This window comes from Streptomyces atratus, from assembly GCF_040655115.1.
GTDB classification, from domain to species: domain Bacteria; phylum Actinomycetota; class Actinomycetes; order Streptomycetales; family Streptomycetaceae; genus Streptomyces; species Streptomyces atratus_D.
Window position 1 is genome coordinate 31,933 of the sequence record NZ_JBFAJH010000052.1, and the last position, 20,663, is coordinate 52,595.

The window sequence follows — 20,663 nt, forward strand, 5'->3', positions numbered from 1 at the left end:
GGGCTCGCGGTCTCCGCGACACGGCCCTCTCGTCCCTGTCGGGCGGAGCGCCGGAGGTGCGGCCGCCCGAAGGACCTCGCAGTCTCCGTGCCACGGGCCCGCTCCCTGCCGGGCCGCCGCCGGGAGAAGCGGCGCGGGAATCGGCCGTTCCGCCCCACGCTTGCCTGCCGTGCGCCTGCCCGATGTCGACTATGTCGAGGCGGGATGGGGCCGCCGGGAGCCGGAGCCCCCGCACCGAGGGGCCGTACCGGGGCGCGTCCGGCGGCGAGGGGGGTTCCGTGCGGTTCGGGGCCGCGGCCCACGGAAGGCCGTGGGCGAGCGGCCCCGAACCGGATGCTGCCGAAGGTCACCCCGCCGGCCGCGGCTCCCCGTCCCGTGCCGGCTGAGGTCCGGGCGCGCCGGCCCGTGGTGGGGGCCCACCGGGTCGCTCCGTCGTCACCACAGGGATTCGCCTCCGTCCACCACGAGATTGGTCCCGGTCACGAACGAGGCCGCGGGATTGCACAGATACAGCGCGCCCTCGGCGATGTCGGAGGGCATGCCGGCCCGGTTCAGCGGAGCGAGCTCGGCTCCGAGCTCGGCGGCCTCGGGGTTGTTCGACAGGGACATCGGTGTCACCACGAGCCCGGGAGACAGCGCGTTCACCCGGATGCCGAGAGGGGCGAGCTCATAGGCCGCCACCCGGACCAGCTGGTTCAGACCGGCCTTCGTCGTCGCGTAGGGCAGGGTGCCCGGTCGTGTGCCCTGGGCCCGGATCGAGGACACCACCACGATCGCGTGGTTGTCGACGGGACGGTCGCGCATGAGACGTGCGGCGGCCTGCGTGCAGCGGAAGGTCCCGGTGAGGTTCGTGGAGATGATCCCGTCCCACTCCTCGTCGGTCACCTCCAGGAACGGATGGAAGATCCCGTATCCGACGTTCGCCACGAAGATGTTCAGCGCCGGCAGCTCTCCGGTGAGGCGGTCGAACAGTTCGTCCACGCCGGCCCGTTCGCTGAGGTCGGCCGCCAGGGGCACGATCCGCTGGTCGTCTCCGGCCTGCGCGCGCAGGCGTTCGGCCGTCTCATCGAGGGCTTTTTTGTCGCGAGCGACGATGACGACGTTGGCTCCCTCGGTGACGAAGCGCTCCGCGATCGCCGAACCGATGCCCTTGCTGCCGCCGGTCACCACGGCCCACTGGCCACGGAGCAGCCCGGTCGCCGCGCTGCCGTTCATTTCTGCTTCCGCCACGTCACTCCTCTGTCCATGTGCTCGCCTCCCGCCCATGACCAGCGGGTTCTTTCTCCATCGAGGCCGGATGCCGCGGGCGAGTCGGTGAGCGGGCCGCCTCTGCGGGTGCCGCGACCCCCGCGGCCCTCAGGCTCCACGGTGTGACGGACGCAACATAAAACATCATGAGGAAATGGCGCAAGAGTTTCGATGGCGAGGAGTCCGGTAGGCGTAAGATCCTCATGAGGAATATTAATTAACCTTATGATGAATATTGACCTGCCGTGTATGGCGGCTGTAGCGTCCTGGCCACTCGAGCGAGATAGATCACACACTTGCTGAAGCGCCGTACACAAGAGTGGAGTTGAGGACGCATGGGGCGAGTAGAAGGCCGAGTTGCTCTGATCACCGGTGCGGCCCGTGGTCAGGGGCGTGCTCACGCCGTGCGGCTGGCGCAGGAGGGTGCCGACATCGTCGCCATCGACCTCTGTCGCGACCAGCCGGAACTGCTCTACGGTCAGGGCACCCCCGACGACCTGGCCGAGACCGTGGCGTTGGTGGAGAAGGAAGGACGCAGCATCATCGCCCGCGCCGGTGATGTGCGTGACCAGGGCGCGCTGGACGCGGTCGTGGCCGAGGCGCTGGAACGGTTCGGCAAGATCGACATTCTGGTGTCCAACGCGGGCATCTCCAATCAGGGCCTGGCGCACGAGCTCACCGACAAGCAGTGGGCGGACATCCTGGAGACCAACCTGGTCGGCGCCTGGCACGCCGCCAAGGCGGTGATCCCGTCCATGAGGGAGCGCCAGTCGGGATCGATCATTTTCGTCAGCTCCACCACCGGGCTGCGCGGGGTGCCGGGCCAGGTTCACTACGGTGCGTCCAAGCACGGGGTGCAGGGGCTGATGGGCGGCCTCGCCAACGAACTCGGCGAGTACGGGATCCGGGTCAACTCGGTCAACCCCGGTACCGTGAACACGCCGATGGCGCTGAACGAGCGCCTGCTGAAGAATTACCTCCCGCACATCGAGAACCCCACTCTGGACGACGCCGCCGAGGCGTTCAAGCCGCTCACACTGCTGCCCGAGCCGTGGGTGGAGCCGGAGGACGTCGCCAACGCCGTGCTGTGGCTCGCGTCCGACGAGGCGCGGTTCGTCTCCGGTGCGGCGATCCCTGTGGACTGCGGCCTGCTGGCCAAGTTCTGACACAACAGCAGCGAAGACAAAAGGGAGTACCCATGCTCGCCAGGGTGGAAATCGACGTGCCCATGTGCCAGGGCCATGGACGCTGCTACGAGGTCGCGCCGGATGTTCTGGACGCCGATGAGGACGGCATCGCCGTGCTCAAGAGCGACGAGCCCATCGATGCCGAGCGGGCTCGTGCCATCGCCGCGACCTGTCCGGAGTTCGCGATCCTCGTCAAGGAGATTAGATGACCGTCAATGATGTTGGTAAAACTGGTCTGTGCCCCGTCAACCTCTGGTCCGAGGAGTTCAACGAGAACTTCTGGGAGACCATCGGCTCGCTGCAGCAGAATGCCTCGCTGGGAGTGCACCAACAGGGTAGCACCCCCTGTTACTACGCCACTCGGTACCAGGACGTCTTCAACGTGCTGCGAGACGGCACCACTTACTCGTCCGAGGGTGGCGTCGCCATCCTCGGCGGCGACAACCGCGCCGAACCGCCCAAGAACGAGGGCCGGTTCCTGCCCGAGGATCTCGACGCGCCGGTGCACACCGAGTGGCGGAGGGTGATCGACCCGTTCCTCACCGCGAAACGGGTCGAGGGCTACACGGACACGATCCAGGCCACCATCGACGAACTGCTCGACGCCGCGCTGCCCAAGGGACGGGTCGACCTGCTCGCCGACTTTCTGCGACCACTCCAGCTGAAGATCATCTTCGTCGAACTCCTGCACCTGCCGGGGGAGGAGATGGGTGACTGGATGCACTGGAGCCACGACCTGTTCGTCGGTGAAACCCCGGAGATCGCGGCGCAGGCGTTCGTGAGCATCAACAAGGCGGCCGAGGACCTGGTCCGGCGACGGATGGCCGACCCCATCCCGGACGACCTCGTCAGCGCCGTGTGCACGGTCGAGGAGATCGATGGCCGCGAGCCGACCCTCGCCGAGCGCACCGCCGTGGTCGTACCGCTCGCGATCGCCGGCACCGAGTCGGTGGGGACGATCCTCAGCGGCATCGTCCACCAGCTGGCCACCCACCCCGACGACCTCGCCGAACTGGTCGCCGACCCGAGCCTCGTCCCCGCCGCGGTGGAAGAGGGACTGCGGATGTTCGCCAACGTGACGGCGCTTCAGCGCACGGTGACACGTGACACCGAGCTCGCCGGGGTCGCCCTCGGGACCGGCGCGAAGGTCTGGACGAGCTACAACGGCGCCAACCGCGACGCGCAGCAGTTCCCCGACCCGCACACCTGGAACCTGCACCGCGACGAGGTGCGGCACGTGGCGTTCGGCGTGGGGCCCCACCGGTGCCTCGGGTCCAACCACGCCCGCCTCGTGATCCGGTCGGTGCTCGCCCGCCTGCTCGAGCGCGTACCCCGCTTCACCCTCGCGCCCGACCAGAAGATCTCCCACTTCTCCATGCCGACGCGCGGCATGCACGAAGTCACCATCGACGTCCCCGCTCAGGGCTGACAGACGGGAACACCGCAATGTCCGAAGGAACCCAGCAGGAACTCCTCGACCGCGCGCTCGCCGTGGTCGACGCCTGGAACCGCCTCGACTTCGACGCACTGCGCGAACTCGTCCACGAGGACGTCGCCGTGGTGCACCAGAACCGGGGGGTCGCCGCCCGGGGCCGCGACCTCATGTTCGAGACCATCGAAGCGATGAGCAAGGCATTCCCCGACCGTTCGATTGGTGACACCACCCGTTGGGCGGTCAGAGGGAACACCGTGTTCCGGGAGACCGTGTGGCAGGGGACCGCCGCGGTGGACGTGCCCGGTTTCGGTGAGGCCGGCGAGCACTGCAAGCTCGACGTCCTGTCGCTGATGACGTTCGAGGGTGGCCGCCTCGTGGAGTGGTGCGACTACGGCTGACGCATGCCAGGGGAAGGGGGCACCCTCACCTGCCCCCTTCCCCGACGCGCGGGTTGAGTCTCGGGAGGGCCCCGGGACCGGACAAGGAGTTCGCATGACAGGCCAGCCACAGCACGTGGTGGTGGTCGGCGCCGGGCTGGCCGGGATCCGGACCGCCGAACAGCTGCGCGCGGCAGGCTTCCGGGGCGGGATCACTCTGGTCGGGGCCGAGCGGCACCTGCCCTACGACCGCCCCCCGCTGTCCAAGCAGGTGCTCACCGGGGAGTGGGATCCCGAGCGGATCGTGCTGTGCGGCACATCCCGGCTGGACGAACTGGGCATCAGCGCCCGGTTCGGTGCGGCGGCGGTGTCGCTGCACGAGGGCCGCGTCGGACTCGCCGACGGCACCGAGGTGTCGGGCGACGCGATCGTCATCGCGACCGGTGTGGCCGCCCGACGGCTGCCGGGGCAGCCGGACACCGCGCACACACTGCGCACCCTGGACGACACGCTGGCGCTGCGGGAGGCGCTGGCGACCGCGCGTTCCCTGCTGGTGGTCGGCGCCGGATTCGTCGGTGCCGAGGTCGCCGGCGCCGCACGGGCCCATGGCATCGAGGTGACCGTGGTCGAGGCCATGCCCGTGCCGTTCACCAGGGCACTCGGCCCCGAGATCGGCGCTGTCTGCGCCCGGCTGCTCACCGACGCCGGGGTCGATCTGCGTACGGGCGCCCGTCTGGAACGCTTCACCGAGGGCTCCGGCGTCGAACTGACCGACGGCACGTGTCTGGACGCCGATGTCCTGCTCGTCGGAGTCGGCGGCGTTCCCGAGCTCGGCTGGCTCGAGACCTCCGGTGTCGACACCTCCGCCGGGGTGCCCTGCGACGCCCGGGGGCGGGTCGAAGGCCTGCCCGGCGTGTGGGCGGTCGGTGACGTCGCGGCCTGGCGGGATCCGGCCCGGGGCGGCCTGCACCGCAGCGAGCACTGGACCAACGCCGCCGATCAGGCCGCCGCAGTGGCCCGCGACATCGTCGGCGCCGAGGCGCCAACTCCCTCGACGCCGTACTTCTGGTCGGATCAGTTCGGGCTGAAGATCCAACTGGTCGGGCGGCCCGAACTCGCCGACACCGTCATGCCCCTGAACGGGGACGGTCTCGACGGCGGCCCGGTCAAGGGCACGGTGGCGGCCTACTTCGGGGGCACGCGCCTGGTCGGCGTCGTCGGCTTCGGCGCGGCGCGGCTCATCGCCCGCTACCGCGGGCTCGTCGGCCGCGAGGCCGACCGCGCCGAGGTCCTGGCCCTGGCCACCTCGGGTTGAACGGGCCGGACAGGGCCTCCTCGTGCTGTTCTCACGTGGTGTGACCCGCCGTGCCCGGAACGAGCTGCGTCCTCTCGGGGAGGAACGTCACCTGCGGGGCACCCGTGCCCGGATGGACGGCGACCTCCGCCGCGACCCCGTACACCTCGGCCAGCAGCCGCGGGGTGAGGACTTCGGCGGGTGTGCCGGAGGCGGTGACCTTCCCGTGGTGGAGGACGTAGAGGCGGTCGCAGTAGTAGGCGGTGAGGTTGAGGTCGTGCAGGGCGACCAGGACCGTGGCGGGCAGCCGCCGCAGTGCGTCGAGAACGTCCAACTGGTGACGGATGTCGAGGTGGTTGGTGGGTTCGTCGAGGACGAGCAGAGCGGGCTGCTGGGCGAGGGCGCGGGCGACGAGTACGCGCTGGCGTTCGCCGCCGGCGAGCCGGTCGAAGGGGCGGTCGGCCAGCTCGGCACCGTCCACTGCGTCGAGGGCCGCCTCGATCAGCTCGGCGTTCTCGGGGTGTCCCCGGCGAGCAGTCGTTTGTGTGGGGTGCGTCCCATCGCGACGACCTCGCGTACCGTGAGGTCGAAGTCCGCCCCCGCCTCCTGCACCACCGCCGCCACGGTGCGTGCCAGCCGCCGTGCGGGCAGGGACCAGGCGTCGGCGCCGTCGACGCGGACCTGGCCCGCGTTGGGGCGCAGCACGCGGTAGACGGCGCGCAGCAGACTGGACTTGCCGCTGCCGTTGGGGCCGACCAGGCCGATCAGCTCGCCCGGCCGGGCGGTCAAGGAGACGTCCTCCACCAGACGGCGTGCTCCGGAGGTGAGCGTGACACCGTCGACGACGAGTTCAGCCGCGCTCACGCCATGCCTCCTTCGGTGCCGCGCCGGGCGCCGCGTCGCATCAGCCACAGGAAGAAGGGACCGCCGCACAGCGCCGTGAGCACGCCGACCGGTATCTCCGTGGGTGCGGAGATCGTCCGCGCGGCGATGTCCGCCCAGATCAGGAAGACCGCCCCGCTGAGCGCGGCTGTCGGCAGGACGCGACGGTGGTCGCCGCCGACGAACAGGCGCACGATGTGCGGCCTCAGGCCGATCACCCGTGACCCGCACGCCGAACGACCGACTCCGCGACCTGGTGGGCGCCGCCGACTGGAACAAGGCCCAACTCGCCCGGGCGGTACGACAGGTGGCCGCCGAGCACGGGCAGCCGCTGCGGTGCGATCACACGTCGATGTCCCGATGGCTGGCCTGCACCCGGTCCCGGCACCCCGCCGGGGCATACCTGCTGGAGGCGCTCTCCCGGCGGCTCGGACGGCCCGTCAGTGCGCAGGAGGCCGGCCTCAGCCGTGCGCGCCTCGCTGAAACCTTTCTCCGGCAGGGCCACCTCGACCAGGCCCTCCGTCTGGCAGAGCTTCCTCACGGCCTGCCCGACTCTGCGTTCCAGTCATGTGAGCCTCCGCCTGACCCTCATGCGCCGCCATCTCCGGCCCCACCGTCACTATCCCGGAGCCGCGGCCATCCTTGCCCAGGCCGCCCACCTGACCTGACCCACCCGGGCTTCACGCGGGGCCGGTGCGGTCCCGGCCCCTTCCGTGCGGGGGGCGCCGCACCGGTGCCCGTGCCCGGCGCGGGCACGGCGAACGGGGGCGGGAACATCAACGCGTAATCGAACGGATCCTGCATGATCATCAAGATCCGTCAGGCGGGTGAATGAAAGCTCATAACTCAGCTGAAAAGCCGACATGATTACCCCTTTGGGTTGGCGGCGTCGCCACGGGTCTTTCCAGCGACCGGCATGCCCGGGAGTGTTGGGGGACTTGCGACAGGTGGAAGGAGACTGCCGGGCGGGCCGGCCGCGCGCACCGGGGGCAGGGAGCACGGTCGACCGGCGATCGTCCGACGGCATTGCGCGGGCGGCCGGTCCCGAGGCGCCGATTCCGCCTCCCTCAGGCCGGCGGGGCGCTCGCCGCCGGGCTTCCGCCGATCAGGACCAGCCGCACCCAGGAGGCGTCGAGGCGGGGCAGCACCTGGGCCAGGTGAGCGTGCAGCAGGACGAGGTCGGCCGGTACTCCCGGGCGGATCGGCGCCGCCGGGCCCCCGGGTCGTTGTGCGGGGGAGAGGTAGCCGTCCAGTGCCTGGGCGGGGGTGAGGCGTTCGCCCGGTCCGAGGACCGCGCCCGAGCCGGTGCGCCGCTCCACGGCGGCGCGCATGACCGCCCAGGGGTCGAGGGGACCGTAGGGCGCGTCGCTGGACAGGGCCAGGGGTACTCCGGCCTCGCGCAGGGAGGCGCAGCGGTATAGGTCGTCGTGCTCGTCGGCGGGTGTGTCACGCCGGTAGTCGTCCCCGCGATCGGCGAGGAACCCCGGCTGGGTCACCGTCCGCAGGCCCAGGCGCCGGATGGTGGGGAGCACTTCGGGCGGAACGAGGGATGCGTGTTCCAGCCGGTCGCCCGGCAGGGTGCCGACCTCCTCCAGCACCACCAGAAGCAGCAGCAGCGCCTCACGGGTCACGCAGTGCACGGCGACCCGTCGGCCGGCCCGGTGAGCGGCGACGATGGCCTCGGCGAGCTCCTCGTAGCCGGGCAGCGCCGAGTCGGCGAGGACGATCTTCCACGGCCCGGGTTGTGGCCTCGGCCGTCCGGGCGAGGGTGCGGGGGTGCCGCCGGTGAGGGGGGCGCCGAGCAAGTGGACGCGTTGCGGCAGTTCGCCGCGGGCCATCGCCTCGGTGACGACCGACACGGTGGCCTCGTCCAGATCGGGGGTGGCATCGGTGACCGAGGTGATGCCGTACCGGGCCAGTCGCCGGCCGAGCCCGGCCAGGGAAGGCGGCTCACCGGGCGGCAGCCGGTCGCGCAGCCAGGCGTCGGCCCGCCACAGCCGTCCGGTCGGGCGACCGGATGTGTCCCGCTCCACCCCGGGGTGGTCCGCCGTGGCCAGCCCGACGGCTTCGACGGCACGGGAGTTGAGCATCCACAGCGCGCCGCTGCGGTGCTGTACCCGGACCGGCACCTCGCCGCGCAGCGAGTCCAGCCGCGCCGCGTCCAGGTCTCCCGCGACGGACTCGTGATAGCGGACGCCCCGTACCCAGCCGTGCCGGTCGGGGCGGGCACCGCGCAGCGCCCGGGCCAGACCCTCCTCGTCGCGCACGGTGGAGGGCGCGCACGAGGAGGAGGCGAGGTCGGCCGCGGTGGCGAACAGGTGCAGGTGATGGTCCGTCAACCCCGGGACGAGCGCCCCGCCCCGCGCGTCGACCAGCCGTTCATCACGGCTCGCGCGGGGCAGGCCGCGGCCGGTCTGCAGTACCTGGCCGCGTCCGATCCGGACATCCAGGAGCGTTCCGCCGACCTCGGCGCCGCGGATCAGCAGACCGGTCACGGCACAATGATCCCGAGCCGTCGCAGCACCGCACCGGTGTCCTCACCCGGGGCGGCCGCCGCGTCGGTGGGCATCCGAGGCGCCGGCCGCTTCACTGGCACCGACTCGCCGCCGGTGTCCACCGTCCAGCCGTCGCCGGACCGCACCGCGTGTGCCGTCGAGGACGGGTGCCCGTGCACCGTGGCCGCGACCACGTCCGCCATCGCCACCTCCCACAGGACCCCGCCGCCGCCCTCCGGTTCGGACATCGCCAGCGCGGCGGCTGTCAGACCGGTCAGCGGATCGGCGACGGCGTCCCCGCAGAAGACCGGCTCCCCCTGCTCGTCCCGCGCCAGCAGACCGGCGGACGCGGCCACGTCGTCACCGAAACCCACCCGGTCGGCGGACCGGCCGTGCGCGGTGATCGACACCCAGGTGCACCCGCGCTCCACCTCGGCACGGGCGTCCAGGCCGAAGCGGGCCAGCGCCCGCGGGCGGGACGCCTCGACGACCACGTCCGCGGCGCGCACCAGCGCGTGCAGCGCCTCGCGCCCGGCACGTTCGGCCGGGTCCAGCGCCACCGCGCGGTGACCGGCGTGCAGCAGGTCATAGAACGTTCGATTGCCGAACCGCGCTCCGTCCGGACGCGAGGGCACCTCGACCTTCACCACGTCGGCGCCCGCCAGACCCAGCAGGTGCGCGCACAGCGGCCCGGCCCACAGCGCGCTGAAGTCCACGACCAGCATGCCGCGCACCGAACGGGGCCGCCCCGGACGCGGCACCGACGGCACCGCGCCGTCGCCCTCGCGCACCGCGCCGGCGGCCAGCCCCAGCAGCGTCGCCCGCTCCTCCATCTCGGCCATCGTGTGTTCGGCCAGCCAGGCGGCCAGCCGTTGCGGGAACCGTTCGTCCAGTGCGTGCCCGATCAGCGCGCTCCACAGCTCCGGATCATCGGGGCGCGCACAGGACACCGCTGCCCAGCCGTCCGCCGTGGGCAGCAGCCGGCAACTGCCGCCCACCGAGACCCGTCCCTGGCGCGTGCCACCGGTCAGCGCCGCCCGCTCGGCCAGGATTCGGCCGCCGTCGACCCGCAGGCAGAGGCCGCCCTCGGCGCCGGCCCGCTCGACGTGCGCGGTCAACCGCGCGGCCTGGGACGCGGCCTCGCCCACGGGGACCAGGGGTGGTCCGGTGCGATGGCCGGTCAGCCACATCGCCCCGCTGCGCGCCCAGGCGGCTGCCCGCTCGGACGGAGTCACTGACGGCCACGTGATCATCCCCGGATGGTAGAACGGCACGGTGCTGGTTCCAACCGTGATCTGTATCGAGGACCTCGCCGCCGGGGCGGCCCAGGGGGATCTACTGAACGCGGACGGCTCGGTCCGCGTCCCGCTGCTCGTCGTCGACCTGGACCAGCCGGCCGGGGGAGACACCGTGCTGCGTCGCGCCGAGCAACAGGCCGCACAGTGCGATCGCCTGCTGGTCGGCCTCACCCGCAGGGTGGTCCCGCCGGCCGGTCACCCCGCACACGCGGCCTCCCCCCTGCTTGGCGCGCTGGACCTGACCCTCACGCCCACTGGCACCGCCGACCGCCGCACGGTCCCGGTGGGCGATCCCGAGAAGGTCGCCCAGGTGTTGGGGCACGCCGCCGCGGACAACCCGGAGGCGGCCATCATCCTCGGCCGTCTGTTGCGCACCGGCCCCCGGCTGACGGTCGGGCAGGCACTGGACGCCGAGTCGCTCGCCTATTCCACGCTGCTGGCCGGTCGGGGCTTCGCCCGCTGGCTGGCAGCGCGCGGCCACCGCCCACCGCCGCCACCGGCCCCGGCCGCACCCGTGCTTCTGGCCAGGGACGGGGAGGTGCTGCGCGTGACCCTCAACCGGCCGGAACGGCACAACGCCTACGGCAGGGAACTACGCGACGCGCTCGTCGCGGCGCTCGATGTCGCCCTGCTGGACGACAGCGTCGGCCATGTCGTCCTGAGCGGCAACGGGCCTTCCTTCTGCTCCGGCGGCGACCTCGGGGAGTTTGGCGTCGCCACGGCACTGGACACCGCCCACCTGATCCGCACGCAGGGCGGCGCCGCCCTGCCGCTGCACAGGTTGCGCGACCGGGTCACCGTCAGGGTGCACGGCAACTGCATCGGTGCCGGGATCGAACTGCCCGCCTTCGCTTCCCGGATCGTCGCCGACCCGTCGGCGCTGTTCCGCCTGCCCGAACTGGGCATGGGCCTGATTCCCGGAGCCGGGGGGACGGTCAGCATTCCGCGCCGCGTGGGCCGTTGGCGCACCCTCTACCTCGTACTCACCGGCTGCCGGCTCACCGCCGAACGTGCTCTGCGATGGGGCCTGGTGGACGAGTTGGGTCCTGTCGCCCCGTCCGGCCCTTGACCCCGGGGGGGCTGTATGTCGGCAGGGCGCCCTCCGACTACTGGTGGCTGTCAGAGCGGGAGAACGCCTGCGGCGGCTGCCGAACCGCGGCGAGTGACATCGACGGTCGCTGGCCGCAGACCATGAGAGGCGAGAACGCGCGCGTCAGCGTGCTCCCATCGTCAGCCGCCGGATAGGTCGGAGCGGGGCGGCGGCCTCCTCGGGGGCGTCCCCTGCGGTGCTGCCGTGACGCAACCGCGTTGACCGGATCGGCCTCCAGTGCGGTTCCGCCCGTGCGGCGAGGTCGTCGCCGAGCGCGGTGGGACCGGCGGCCGCCTGGCGGTCTGCGGTGGTTCTCCGGGGTCCGCCCCCTCTTGCTCCTTCATGTCTGGCCGTCGTCCCGTCGAACCCTTCCTCTGTCTGGTCCTGCCCGCACCCTTGCCCCTAATATGAAGCCGACGTCAATATTGAGAGGCGGGGTGGGTATGACCAGTCGGAATCCGGCGCCACTGGACGGTCAGTGGATCGTGGTCACCGGTGGGAGCAAGGGCATCGGCTTCGGGATCGCGAGCGAGGTACTCGCCCAGGGCGCGAACGTGGTCGTCGTGGCACGCGACCGGGGAGCCCTCGACACAGCCCGCGAGCAGCTGAGCGCCACGGCCTCGGAGGGACAGCGGGTCGAGGCGCTCACCGCGGACATCAGCGACGAGGGCGATGTCGACCGGCTGTTCACCGAGCTGCGGGAGCGCGTTCCAGAACTCACCGCGGTCGTGGCGAACGCGGGGACGGGAGGCCTCGCGGGCTTCCTCGACCTCGACGTGGACGAGTGGGACCGGATCATGCGGGTCAACCTGCGGGGCACCTTCCTGGTGACACGTGCCGCGGCCCGGCTGATGATCGACCGGCCCCGTCCGAACCAGTCCCTCCTGGTCGTTTCGTCCATCCGGGCACAGCAGTACCGGCCCGGCACGCTGCCCTACTCCTGCACGAAGGCCGGCCTCAACCAATTCGTCCGCGGAGTCGCCCTGGAACTTGCTCCGCACCGCATCCGGGTCAACGGAGTGTCGCCGGGCATGACGGTGACGCCGTTGATGCTGGCCGGAACGCCGGACGTGGAGCGGATCGCCGCGGAGAACATCCCGTTCGGCCGTGCCGGGCAGCCGGTGGACACCGCGCGGGCCGCCGCATTCCTGTGCGGCCCGGGGGCGGAGTTCATCACGGGCGCCAACCTCGTCGTCGACGGTGGCGAGTCGCTGCGCTGAGACGCACGCGGCCCGGGGGCGGGGCGAGCCCGGACGCTGTTCCGCCCGTCCGGGTGGGCCCGTTTCCCAGGGTGAGGGGCGGGCCGCAGGGCGTCCGGTCCCGCTCAGGGGCGGAGCAGGGGGGTGCGGGATCATCCGCGTCGTGCGGTGACACCCGCTTCCGGCGGTCTTCGCGCGCGGCCTCGTCACCGGCACCGGGGAACGCCCGTGACGCCGCCGCGGTGTGCGGCACCGAGGGGTGCCGAGGACCGCACCCGCCCGGGAGGGCATCGACGGGACGGGTGCGGGCGTCGGGGCCGGTGCCAGCCTGGTCCCGCCGGGGGAGCGGACGCGCGTGAGGGGCGTCCGCGGGCCCGGCGGGACGGCCCGGTCGTGGTGGGGAGACCGGCGTGGTGTCCGGACGGTGAGCCGGGCGGGTCGTCGCCACGGTCAGGGGATGGTCCAGGTGGCCGTGCCGTGGAGGAGGTTGGCGAGGCCCGCTTCACCTCCCGGAGCTGCCGCCGCAGTGGTGAGCTGCTCGGCCATGAGCGCGTCGTAGGTGGGTCGCCGGACGGACCGGAACACTCCCAGAGGGGTGTGGCCCGAGCCGGGTGAGGACAGACGGGACAGGGCGAAGGCGTAGGACGGGTCCTCGGTGTGGGCGTCGTGGACCACCACGCGGGTATCGTCCTCGGCGACCTCCTCCTCGACCGTCAGGGCTCCATGGGGACCGCGCACCACCGCCTTCGTCGCGTCCTTGCCGAAGCGCAGGGGCCGTCCGTGGGCGAGGGGGATGATGTGGTCCTCGCGCGTGGCCGCGTCCTTCAGCTGGTCGAAGGCGCCGTCGTTGAAGATGTTGCAGTTCTGGTAGATCTCCACCAGGGCGGTACCGGGGTGGGCGGCGGCGGCACGCAGCACGGACTGCAGATGGGTACGGTCGGAGTCGAGGGTGCGGGCCACGAACGTGGCTTCGGCGCCGAGCGCCAGGGAGACGGGATTGAAGGGGTGGTCGAGCGAGCCCATCGGGGTGGACTTGGTGACCTTGCCCGTCTCGCTCGTGGGGGAGTACTGGCCCTTGGTCAGTCCGTAGATCTGGTTGTTGAAGAGCAGGATCTTCAGGTCCACGTTGCGGCGCAGGGCGTGGATGAGGTGGTTGCCGCCGATCGACAGGGCGTCGCCGTCGCCGGTGACCACCCACACCGACAGGTCGGGGCGGGAGAGCGCCAGTCCGGTCGCGATGGCCGGGGCGCGGCCGTGGATGGAGTGCATCCCGTAGGTGTTCATGTAGTACGGGAAGCGGCTGGAGCAGCCGATGCCGGAGATGAAGACGGTGTCGTGCCGGGGGATGCCGAGTTCCGGGAGGAAGCCCTGCACGGCGGCGAGTACGGCGTAGTCGCCGCAGCCGGGGCACCAGCGGACCTCCTGGTCCGTCTTGAAGTCCTTCGCCGTCAGGCCGAGCTGTCGGCGGACGGGCGGGGCGGCGGTGTCAGTCACCGTTGATCACTCCTTGCAGTTCCTCGGCGAGCTGCCCGGCCTGGAACGGCAGGCCGCGTACCTGGGTCACGCTGGTCACGTCGACGCGGTACGCGGACCGGAGCAGGCCGGCCAGCTGACCGAGGTTCATCTCGGGGACGACCACAAGCCGGTAGCGGCCGAGGACCTCGCCGAGATCGGAGGGAAAGGGGTGGAGGTGGCGCAGGTGGGCCTGGGCCACCCGGCCGTGGCCGGCGCGTACCTGCCGGCAGGCGGCGCCGATGGGGCCGTAGGTCGAGCCCCACCCCAGCACCAGGACGTCCGCCGCGCCGTCGGGGTCGTCGACCCACAGGGGCGACAGGGACCGGGCGATGCCGTCGACCTTGGCCTGTCGGGTGCGGACCATCAGGTCGTGGTTGTCCGGGTCGTAGGAGATGTCGCCGGTGCCGTCCTGCTTCTCGATCCCGCCGATGCGGTGCTCCAGCCCCGGGGTGCCCGGAGGTGCCCACGGCCGTGCCAGCGTCTCCGGGTCGCGCTGGTAGGGCCGGAACACCTCGGTGCCGTCCTCGGTGGTGTGGTTGGGGCCGGTGGCGAACGGCACCCGCAGGTCGGGCAGGTCGTCCAGCCGCGGGATGCGCCAGGGTTCGGCGCCGTTGGCGAGGTAGCCGTCCGACAGCAGGAACACCGGGGTGCGGTAGGTCAGCGCGATGCGGGCTGCCTCCAAGGTGGCGTCGAAGCAGTCGGCCGGGGACTGGGCGGCGACGACGGGGACGGGAGCCTCACCATTGCGTCCGTACATGGCCTGCAAGAGGTCGGCCTGCTCGGTCTTGGTGGGAAGCCCGGTGGACGGCCCGCCGCGCTGCACGTCCACGATCAGCAGCGGTAGTTCCAGGGAGACCGCGAGACCGATGGTCTCGCTCTTGAGGGCCACGCCCGGTCCCGAGGTGGTGGTCACCGCCAGGGCGCCGCCGAAGGCCGCGCCGAGCGCCGCGCCGACGGCGGCGATCTCGTCCTCGGCCTGGAAGGCCCGCACGCCCAGGTGCTTGTGCCGGGACAGCTCGTGCAGGATGTCGCAGGCCGGGGTGATCGGATAGGAGCCGAGGAACAGGGGCAGCCCCGCCCGGTGGGCCGCGGTGACCAGCCCGTGGGCCAGGGCGAGGTTTCCGGAGATGTTGCGGTAGGTCCCGGACGGCAACGGAGCGGGTTCGACCTCGCAAGAGACGGCGAACGCCTCGGTGGTCTCGCCGTAGTTCCAGCCGGCCCGGAAGGTGGCGACGTTCGCCTCGGCGATCTCGGGCCGAGCGGCGAACTTCTGCCGGATGAAGCGCACCGTGCCCTCGGTCGTACGGGAGTACATCCACGACAGCAGCCCCAGCGCGAACATGTTCTTCGACCGGCCGGCGTCCTTGCGGGAGAGCGACGAATCCTTGAGGGCGTCCAGCGTCAGCCGTGTGAGGTCCACCGCGTGGACCGTGCGGTCCGACAGTGTGCCGTCCTCGAGCGGGTTGGACGCCCAGCCCACCCGCCCCAGCGCCCGGGTGGTGAAGGCGTGGGTGTCGACGATGATCGTCGCCCCTTTGGGCACCTCGTGCAGGTGGGCCTTCAGGGCGGCTGGATTCATGGCGACCAGGACGTCCGGGCGGTCCCCCGGCGTGAGGATGTCCTGGTCGGCGAAGTGCAACTGGAACGAGGAGACACCGGCGAGGGTCCCCGCCGGGGCACGGATCTCCGCGGGGAAGTCGGGCAGCGTGGACAGATCGTTGCCGAAGGCCGCCGTCTCCTGGGTGAACCGGTCGCCGGTCAGCTGCATGCCGTCGCCCGAGTCCCCTGCGATGCGGATCACCACCCGGTCGACCCGCTCCACACTCTTGTTGGCGGCTCCCGCCATCGTGCTCTCCTCTTCGCCGTTCGGAAGTGGGGCTCACGGTAGGAGTACGCGAACCTGACGACGACTTCAAGTATGAGTTGAAGTTGACGTCTATGTTGAGTTACGGTCGCGACGGCGGTGGGGGCGTCGACGGCTTCCCCGCCGAGGGCGGGCTCCCCGCGTCCCGCGGGAGCCGCGTGGGCACGGAAGCGGGCGGCGCCCTCCGGTGGGGTCGGCGGTGCCGGCACACCGGAGGGCACCCCTCCCGCCCGCGACATGGGGTCCGCTGTCGACGACGAGGAGATGCGGCATGTCAGGCACAGGATGCGGCGCGGACGGGGACCACCTCGACGGACCACGGCCCGCACCCGTGGCGGGGTCGCGGCGTCGTACGGTGGGAGGGCGCCCGCCCGCGGAGCGTCGCGGGGGAGCGGTCCGAGGTGTGGCGTGGTGACCACGACGACGGATCAGGGCCCGCCCCGGGCGGTGGTGTTCGACTACGGCGGTGTGCTGACCACCCCGGTGCGGCACTCGATCGCCGCTTGGCTGGAGCAGGACGGCATCGAGCCGGATTCGTTCTCCCGCACACTGAAGGCGTGGCTCGGCCGGCAAGCACCGCAGGGCACGCCGCTCCACCGGCTGGAGACCGGAGAGCTGGAGGTGGCCGAGTTCGAGCGGCTCTTCGCCGCGTGGCTCGTGCGGTGGGACGGAGCCGCCATCGACCCCGTGGGCCTCCTGGACCGGTTGTTCGCCGGACTGCGCCCGGAGCTGCGGATGTACGCGCTCGCCGAGGAGCTGCGCGACTGCGGGGTGGCGGTGGCGCTGCTGTCGAACAGTTGGGGCAACGACTATCCGCGGGAGCGGTTGGAGGCGCTCTTCGCCCCGGTGGTGCTCTCCGGCGAGGTCGGTCTGCGCAAACCGTCGCGGGAGATCTTCGAACTGACCGTGCGCGAAATGGGCCTGACGCCTGAACAGGTGGTGTTCGTCGACGACGCCGAGGTGAACGTGGCCGGCGCCCGGGCCGTGGGCCTGCGGGCCCTGCTGCACACCGATCCGGCCGCCACCCGTACGGCACTGGCCCACCTGCTGCCGCGGCTGCGGCACTCCGGCGCGGCCCCCGCGTAGCGCCCGTGTCGCCCGGCCGAGCGCCGGTTGAGGCGGCCCCCGGGCCGCATCCCTGGAAGGTCACGAAAGGACGTTGGAGAGATGAACACCCACGAACGGCGTACCGCCGTGGTGACCGGTGCCGCGCGCGGCATCGGCGCCGCGGTCGCGCGGCGGCTGGCTCTGGACGGGTTTGCCGTGGCCGTCCTCGACCTGGACGAGGCCGCCTGCCGGACGGTCGTCGACGACATTCGGTCCGAGGGCGCTCAGGCACTCGCGGTCGGTGCGGACGTGGCCGACGAAGCAGCCGTCGAGACGGCGGTCGCGCGGGTCGCCGACGCTCTCGGCCCGCCCACCGTGCTGGTCAACAACGCCGGCGTCATCCGGGACAACCTGCTGTTCCGGATGACCGGCGACGACTGGGACACGGTCATGAACGTGCACCTGCGCGGGGCCTTCCTGATGAGCCGTGCCGTGCAGCGGTTCATGACGGAGCAGCGCTGGGGACGCATCGTCAACCTGTCCAGCACCTCGGCGCTCGGCAACCGAGGGCAGGCGAACTACGCGGCGGCCAAGGCGGGCGTCCAGGGCTTCACCAAGACCCTCGCCGTCGAACTGGGCAAGTTCGGGATCACCGCCAACGCCGTTGCCCCCGGCTTCGTGGAGACCGACATGACGGCCGCGACCGCCGAACGGATGGGTGTGCCGTTCGAGGAATTCAAGGCCTCCGTGGCCGCCGGTGTGCCCGCGGCGCGCATCGGCTGGCCGGAGGACATCGCCCACGCGGTCTCGTACTTCACGAGCGAGGGGGCCGGATTCGTCTCCGGCCAGGTCCTCTACGTCGCGGGCGGCCCCTGCGACTGACCACGGCACGGACCCCGCACGGACCCGACGAGAACAGGAGCACCATGCAGGTCTTCAACGGCATCGCGGAACTGGAACAGGCGGTCGGCAGGCACCTGGGGCACAGTGCCTGGCACACCGTCATGCAGGAGCGGATCGACCGGTTCGCGGACGCCACCGGCGACCACCAGTGGATCCACGTCGACGCAGGGAGGGCAGCGGCCGGGCCGTTCGGCACGACGATCGCCCACGGCTATCTGACCCTGTCCCTGGTGCCGGAACTGGCGGGCGAGGTCTACCGGGTGGACGGCCTGGCCATGAGCGTCAACTACGGCTGCAACAAAGTGCGCTTCCCCTCGCCGGTGCCGGCCGGCTCCCGGGTCAGGGCCGGCGTCGAACTGCTCTCCGTCGTCCCTGGCCCGAAGGGGGTCCAGGCCGTCGCCCGGGTCACCGTGGAACGCGAAGGGGGCGACAAGCCGGTGTGCGTCGCCGAGACCGTCAGCGTCATGGTGCCCTGACCACGCCGGACACCGCGCGGCACGGACGGCCCCGCGACGCCGCGGCGGCGGCCCGTCCGGCGCGGCACGGTGCGCCGAGCGCCCGGCGCCCAGCGCCCGTCGTCCGGCAGCCCGGGCGGAGCAGGCGGCCGCCGGGCCGCCCGGGAGCGGCACCCCACCACCACTCGGAAGGGACCACCATGGGGTCACAGGAAAAGATCCTCGTCGTCGACGGGGCCCGCACCGCGATCGGCGCCTTCGGCGGTGCGTTCAAGGACGTGCCGGCGCATGAACTCGGTGGCACCGCCGCCTGCGCGGCGCTCCAGCGCGCTGGGGTGGCGCCCGAGGACGTCGACGAGGTCGTCATGGGCTGCATCGGACAGGTCGGCGCGGACGCGTACAACGGGCGCCGGGTCGCCCTGGCGGCGGGGCTGCCCCGGAACGTGCCCGCCTACACCGTCAACCGGCTGTGCGGCAGCGGCTTGCAGGCCGTCTGGTCGGCGGCCATGCAGATGCGGTGGGGCGGGGTGGACATCGCGCTGGCCGGCGGCGACGAGAACATGACCCGGATGCCGTTCTACGACTTTGCGGCCCGCTCGGGCTACCGGCTGGGGGACCGCACCCTCACGGACGGCACCGTCATGATGCTCACCGACCCCTTTCAAGGCATCCACATGGGCGTCACGGCGGAGAACGTGGCTACGAAGTACGCGGTCTCCCGACAGGAGCAGGACGAGTTCGCCGCCGAGTCACAGCGTCGCGCGGCACTGCCCCCGGCCCGGACGGCCTTCGCCGAGGAGATCACCCCCGCCGAGACCGGCGGCCGTAGCCCGCGCACGGTCGACACCGACGAGCACCCCCGGCCCGACACCACCGTGCAGACACTGGCCGACCTGCGCCCCGCGTTCCGGCAGGGCGGCACCGTGACCGCCGGCAACTCCTCCGGGATCAACGACGGCGCCGCGGCACTGGTGCTCGCCCGGGAGACGACCGCGGCCGCCCGCGGGTTGACCGCCCTCGTGTCGCTGGAGGCGGTGGCGACCGCGGCCATGGAGCCGGAGCTGATGGGCTACGCCCCGGTCGAGGCGCTGCGCAAGCTGTTCGCCAAGACCGGCACCGGCCCGGCGGACATCGATGTCGTCGAGCTGAATGAGGCGTTCGCTGCCCAGGCGGTCGCGGTGATCCGGGACGCCGGACTGGACCCGGAGCGGACCAACCCGTACGGCGGTGCCATCGCCTTGGGGCATCCGGTCGGGGCCACCGGCGCGATGCTGACGCTGCGGGTGGCCAAGGACTTGGTCCGGCGCGATCTCGAACTGGGCGTCGTGACCATGTGCATCGGCGGCGGCCAGGCCCTGGCCGCGCTGTTCCGGCGGGTGTGAGCTCGATGCCACCCCTGACTCCGAAGAGTGAGGTTGCCGTGACCGAGGGCCGGGAAACCGTGGACGGTCTCGTTCGCTACCACCGTCGTGCGGGGGTCGCCCACCTCGTCCTGGCCCGGCCGGACCGGGCGAACGCCGTGGACCTCCCAACCGCACGGGCGTTGGGCGCGGCGGTCGACCGGGCGACGGCCGACCCCGAGGTGCGGGCGGTACTCGTCCGCGGCGAGGGCAGGCGGTTCTGCGCGGGCGGCGACGTGGAGGCGATGGCCGCCGCACCGGACCGGGCGGCCTACCTGAGGGAGCTGGCCGGCACTCTGGACGGTGCCCTGCGACGCCTGGCGGACATGCCCAAACCGGTCGTCGTCGCGGTCCAGGGCGCCGCCGCGGGCGCCGGGCTGGCGCTGGTGCTCAGTTGCGACGTGGCCGTCGTGGCCACCTCGGCGAAGTTTCTGACGGCCTACGCCAGCGTCGGCCTGACGCCCGACTGCGGCCTGTCCCACCTGCTGCCGCGGGCCGTCGGGCAGCCCCGCGCGCTGGAACTGGCCCTGACCGGACGGACCCTCTCCGCTGCGGAGGCCCTGGCGTGGGGGATGATCAGCGAGGTGGCGGACGACGCCCGTCTCGAGGACAGGGCCCGCCACCTGGCCGAAGTCCTCGCTGCCGGACCGGTCTTCGCGCTGGGCCAGACCAAGCGGCTGGTGCGCCGGTCCGCGGAGACCTCGCGCGAGGAGGCCGGGCGGGAGGAGACGCGGGTGATCGCGTCCGCCGTCACCGAGCCGGAGTCCGCCGCGCTCCTGGCGGCATTCACCGTGCGCGGGCAGAGCCGGCCGGGGCGCTCCGCCGTCGGAGTCCACGCATCCGGGCCGGGAGACTGAGCGGACTCGGCCGCCCGGCGCACGGCCCGTGCGAAGCGCAGGACGTCCTCGTCGATCCACTTCCCGATGGTGGCCCGTGGAGGGGAAGCGCGGTCCGACGCGGCTGGGCTTCGCGCT

The 20,663-nt window shown here is 72.2% G+C and carries 17 protein-coding genes and 2 pseudogenes; 12 read left to right on the forward strand and 7 right to left on the reverse strand.

Annotation, left to right across the window (positions count from 1 at the left end; translation table 11 throughout):
* Positions 1-435: 435 nt before the first annotated feature.
* Complete coding sequence (locus tag AB0I23_RS34295; protein WP_359115438.1) at positions 436-1,230, reverse strand: SDR family NAD(P)-dependent oxidoreductase; 795 nt, start codon at positions 1,228-1,230, stop codon at positions 436-438.
* Between the two features lie 353 nt (positions 1,231-1,583).
* Here AB0I23_RS34295 and AB0I23_RS34300 point away from each other — a divergent pair, with 353 nt between their 5' ends.
* The 5 genes from AB0I23_RS34300 (at position 1,584) to AB0I23_RS34320 (ending at position 5,562) form a co-directional block, all read left to right on the forward strand.
* The gene (locus tag AB0I23_RS34300; protein WP_359115440.1) at positions 1,584-2,414 is read left to right on the forward strand and encodes a mycofactocin-coupled SDR family oxidoreductase; all 831 of its coding nucleotides are present in this window, start codon (positions 1,584-1,586) and stop codon (positions 2,412-2,414) included.
* Between the two features lie 32 nt (positions 2,415-2,446).
* Positions 2,447-2,644: a ferredoxin gene (locus AB0I23_RS34305; protein ID WP_359115443.1), complete on the forward strand. Its 198-nt coding sequence runs from the start codon at positions 2,447-2,449 to the stop codon at positions 2,642-2,644.
* Positions 2,641-3,864 (forward strand): cytochrome P450, encoded by a 1,224-nt coding sequence (locus tag AB0I23_RS34310; protein ID WP_359115445.1) that lies wholly within the window; start codon positions 2,641-2,643, stop codon positions 3,862-3,864. The genes AB0I23_RS34305 and AB0I23_RS34310 overlap by 4 nt, the downstream gene beginning before the upstream one ends.
* Positions 3,865-3,881: 17 nt before the next feature.
* Positions 3,882-4,268: an ester cyclase gene (locus AB0I23_RS34315; RefSeq protein ID WP_359115447.1), complete on the forward strand. Its 387-nt coding sequence runs from the start codon at positions 3,882-3,884 to the stop codon at positions 4,266-4,268.
* A gap of 94 nt (positions 4,269-4,362) precedes the next feature.
* Complete coding sequence (locus tag AB0I23_RS34320; RefSeq protein WP_359115450.1) at positions 4,363-5,562, forward strand: NAD(P)/FAD-dependent oxidoreductase; 1,200 nt, start codon at positions 4,363-4,365, stop codon at positions 5,560-5,562.
* A 31-nt stretch (positions 5,563-5,593) separates the two neighbouring features.
* On the opposite strand, the pseudogene AB0I23_RS34325 reads toward AB0I23_RS34320, so the two are convergent.
* From AB0I23_RS34325 to AB0I23_RS34340, 4 genes and pseudogenes are all read right to left on the reverse strand, one after another.
* Positions 5,594-6,405: pseudogene (locus AB0I23_RS34325) on the reverse strand (ABC transporter ATP-binding protein).
* Positions 6,402-6,626: pseudogene (locus tag AB0I23_RS34330) on the reverse strand (iron chelate uptake ABC transporter family permease subunit); the annotation flags it as partial. The pseudogenes AB0I23_RS34325 and AB0I23_RS34330, both read right to left, overlap by 4 nt.
* Positions 6,627-7,490: 864 nt before the next feature.
* Positions 7,491-8,918: an amidohydrolase family protein gene (locus AB0I23_RS34335; protein ID WP_359115453.1), complete on the reverse strand. Its 1,428-nt coding sequence runs from the start codon at positions 8,916-8,918 to the stop codon at positions 7,491-7,493.
* Positions 8,915-10,171 carry a CoA transferase gene (locus AB0I23_RS34340; RefSeq protein WP_359115455.1) on the reverse strand — a complete coding sequence of 419 codons (1,257 nt, stop codon included), beginning with the start codon at positions 10,169-10,171 and terminating at the stop codon, positions 8,915-8,917. Before AB0I23_RS34340 ends, AB0I23_RS34335 begins: the two co-directional genes overlap by 4 nt.
* A 22-nt stretch (positions 10,172-10,193) precedes the next feature.
* Between AB0I23_RS34340 and AB0I23_RS34345 the strand changes: the two genes are divergently transcribed.
* Positions 10,194-11,285 carry an enoyl-CoA hydratase/isomerase family protein gene (locus AB0I23_RS34345; protein ID WP_359115458.1) on the forward strand — a complete coding sequence of 364 codons (1,092 nt, stop codon included), beginning with the start codon at positions 10,194-10,196 and terminating at the stop codon, positions 11,283-11,285.
* Positions 11,286-11,749: 464 nt separating this feature from the next.
* Complete coding sequence (locus AB0I23_RS34350) at positions 11,750-12,526, forward strand: SDR family NAD(P)-dependent oxidoreductase (RefSeq protein WP_359115461.1); 777 nt, start codon at positions 11,750-11,752, stop codon at positions 12,524-12,526.
* A 429-nt stretch (positions 12,527-12,955) separates the two neighbouring features.
* Here the strand turns inward: AB0I23_RS34350 and AB0I23_RS34355 are convergent, their stop codons facing one another.
* Positions 12,956-13,999, reverse strand: coding sequence for a 2-oxoacid:ferredoxin oxidoreductase subunit beta (locus AB0I23_RS34355; RefSeq protein ID WP_359115464.1), 1,044 nt, complete (start codon positions 13,997-13,999; stop codon positions 12,956-12,958).
* A complete protein-coding gene (locus AB0I23_RS34360; RefSeq protein ID WP_359115467.1) occupies positions 13,992-15,866 on the reverse strand; it encodes a 2-oxoacid:acceptor oxidoreductase subunit alpha in 1,875 nt (624 codons plus the stop codon). The genes AB0I23_RS34355 and AB0I23_RS34360 overlap by 8 nt, the downstream gene beginning before the upstream one ends.
* Before the next feature lie 429 nt (positions 15,867-16,295).
* Here AB0I23_RS34360 and AB0I23_RS34365 point away from each other — a divergent pair, with 429 nt between their 5' ends.
* The 5 genes from AB0I23_RS34365 to AB0I23_RS34385 all read left to right on the forward strand — a co-directional run bounded on the left by AB0I23_RS34365 (position 16,296) and on the right by AB0I23_RS34385 (position 20,546).
* Positions 16,296-16,970 carry an HAD family hydrolase gene (locus tag AB0I23_RS34365; protein ID WP_359115470.1) on the forward strand — a complete coding sequence of 225 codons (675 nt, stop codon included), beginning with the start codon at positions 16,296-16,298 and terminating at the stop codon, positions 16,968-16,970.
* 81 nt (positions 16,971-17,051) lie between these two features.
* Positions 17,052-17,813, forward strand: coding sequence for a 3-oxoacyl-ACP reductase FabG (gene fabG / locus AB0I23_RS34370; RefSeq protein ID WP_359115472.1), 762 nt, complete (start codon positions 17,052-17,054; stop codon positions 17,811-17,813).
* Positions 17,814-17,857: 44 nt separating this feature from the next.
* Positions 17,858-18,310, forward strand: coding sequence for a MaoC family dehydratase (locus tag AB0I23_RS34375; RefSeq protein WP_359115475.1), 453 nt, complete (start codon positions 17,858-17,860; stop codon positions 18,308-18,310).
* A gap of 179 nt (positions 18,311-18,489) precedes the next feature.
* Positions 18,490-19,671, forward strand: coding sequence for a thiolase family protein (locus tag AB0I23_RS34380; RefSeq protein WP_359115477.1), 1,182 nt, complete (start codon positions 18,490-18,492; stop codon positions 19,669-19,671).
* Between the two features lie 38 nt (positions 19,672-19,709).
* Positions 19,710-20,546, forward strand: a complete 837-nt coding sequence (locus AB0I23_RS34385) for an enoyl-CoA hydratase/isomerase family protein (RefSeq protein ID WP_359115480.1) — start codon at positions 19,710-19,712, stop codon at positions 20,544-20,546.
* The last annotated feature ends 117 nt before the right edge of the window (positions 20,547-20,663 follow it).